Raw genomic sequence first — 2,555 nt, forward strand, 5'->3', positions numbered from 1 at the left:
AGACTCGCCACCACCCCGCCCACGCGGACCGCGGGAGTCAGGGAGTGGAGCCTGCCGGCGCTGACCGCGACGGCGAGTGGGTCAACGGCGGCCGCCAGCCGGTCGGGGCCGACGGCCAGCAGGGCGGACAGCCCGACAAGGAGGTAGACGCCGACCGTGAGTCCGAGCGCGGCAGGGATCGCCTTCGGGATCGTCCGCGTGGGGTCGCGGACCTCCTCGCCCAAAGTGGCGATCCGAGCGTATCCGGCGAACGCGAAGAACAGCAGTGCCGCGGCCTGCAGGACAGCGTGGACAGCGCCCGGCCCGCTGCCTGGCCAGATCGGGTTCAGCCGATCGGCGTCCGCTGTGCCACCGGCCAGGCATGCGACCACCACGAGGGTCAACGCGATCAGGGTCAGCGCGACCAGTAGTCGGGTCAGCAGGGCGGTCTTGGCGATCCCGAAGTAGTTGACCACGGTCAACAACACCGCGGCGGCGACCGCGACCGGGCGGGGATACTGCGGCCAGGCGTAGGCCCCGATGGTCAGGGCCATGGCGGCGCAGCTAGCGGTCTTGCCGACCACGAATCCCCAGCCGGCGAGATAGCCCCACACGGCGCCGAGGCGGTGGCGCCCGTACACGTACGTGCCACCGGACTCGGGGTAGCGGGCTGCCAGCTGGGCCGACGACGTCGCGTTGCAGTAGGCGATCACCGCGGCGATCGCGAGACCGATGAGGAGGCCGGCTCCCGCGGCGCCCGCTGCCGGTCCGAAGGCCGCGAACACACCCGCGCCGATCATCGATCCAAGGCCGATGAGCACCGCGTCACCCGGGCCAAGGTGCCGTTGGAGCGAGCCGGCCGGCTCCACGTCAGTCATGAGTCATCGCCTTCCTGGGACGCCCGCAGGTGTGGCCTGCCGGCGCACGCTATCCAGGCGTGGAGAAGGCGACCTGGATGGGCGTCGTCCTGCCCCGGAGTACGAACAGCCCGCGACCGACGGGCATGGCGGCGGAATTGCCGCGGGACAGCCGTATTCCGAAGAGATCTCCCTCACTGGGCGTGCCCGGCGCAAGGATTACCCCGCTTCGTGACCGACGAGCATCAACCATGAACCCTCGGTACTGGCCGGTCAGGTCCGCGGTCGTACCGGCCGCGATGAACGCGTGACCGTCGTCGCGGGCGGTTCGCAGGAATTCGGTCATACGGTCGGCCAGGGGTGCGTTTGCCAGCAGCTCCGCGTCATCCATGACGACAACCAGGCCGCCCGAGCGCCCGACGCAGGCGCAGGCGGCATCGATGTCGCTGGCCGTCGCCTCCGTACCGAGTACGTCGATCACCTGCGGACGGCCCGCGAGCGCCGACAGCGGTGAGCGCCGAGGGGTCAGCACAAGCAGCCGGGCGCCGCCGGCCAGCAGCGATTCCGCCATCGTCAGCAGCGCGGAGCTCCGGCCGGAGCGCGCCGGGCCGGCGACGACGAAACCAGGTCCGTCGGCGGCGAGATCGATATCGATGGGGGCGAGTTCATCGCCGCCGGCGCCGATCAGCGCGACAAGCGATGCCAATGGCCCTGATCCGTCGGTCGGGGACGGTGATCGTCGTCCCGGGCGCAACGCCTCGGTCTCGGCGACGGTGACGCGCCCGGGGAGCACGTCGATGCGAAACGGCCGTCGGTAGTCGGTTCGGGCGCCGGTGGCTGGTCCCGGTGGCACTCCGTCACGAGTCGCTGCGGCCATGGAGATTTCCTGCAACGCTGTGACCTGCGCACGGCCGGACGGATCCTCGGTGAGCAGCGCGATCTGGGTTTCCACGGAGGTCTCCGCCTGAAATCCACGCCCCGGCGGTAACGTGTCGGGCACCGTGCCCGAGGCGAGGCCCACCATCGCGTAGTCGGACCGGTCCGCCATCCGTAGCACGAACCGGTTCTCGATCGTCCCGCTGAACCGTCCGGACGCGCTGCGTCGATCACCGGTCATGACGACCCGCAGGCCGACCGATGGTCCTTCCCGTAGCAGCCGGGTCAGCAGGTCCACGAGTGCTCCGCCGTCGACGTCCTCGAAGGATGCCAGGAAGCTCTCGAAGCGGTCGATCAGCAGGACCAGGTACGGCAGCGGGCGGTCGCGGTCGACGGCTCGTTGCTCGGCGAGGTCGGCGTACCCGCGGGCGGCAAAGCTCTCCTGCCGTTCGACGATCTCGGCGATGAGCCGGGCGAAGAGCCGTTGAACCCGCTCGGGAGAGTCCCGGCTGACCACGGCCCCGGTGTGCGGCAAGGACGTCAGGGGCGCAAGGGCGTTGTTCCCGCAGTCCAGCGCGTAGAGATGAACGTCGGCGGACGATATGGTGGCCGCCGTCGATCCGGCCAGGGTACGCAGGGCTGTTGATCGTCCTGACCGCGGTGAGCCGACGAAGAGCAGATGACCCCCGTTCTCGATGTCAATCGTGAAAGGACGTTGGGCCTGGCGGTCGCAATGGTCCGCCAGGCCGATCGGGACGGGCGGCAACGCGTGCGGGCCCGCGGGGATGGACCCCGGCAGCGTCCGTAGGGCGAGCCGTTCGGGTAGCGGTGGCAACCACGGAC

The 2,555-nt window shown here is 70.3% G+C and carries 2 protein-coding genes; both read right to left on the reverse strand.

The window, feature by feature from the left end; genetic code table 11:
* Positions 1-857 (reverse strand): APC family permease (locus tag U9979_RS00110; RefSeq protein WP_322777737.1); only part of this gene is annotated, 857 nt, incomplete at its 3' end.
* 49 nt (positions 858-906) lie between these two features.
* Positions 907-2,555 (reverse strand): FtsK/SpoIIIE domain-containing protein (locus tag U9979_RS00115; RefSeq protein WP_322777738.1); only part of this gene is annotated, 1,649 nt, incomplete at its 5' end.

Source organism: Protofrankia sp. Cas4 (assembly GCF_963555915.1).
Lineage (GTDB): Bacteria > Actinomycetota > Actinomycetes > Frankiales > Frankiaceae > Protofrankia.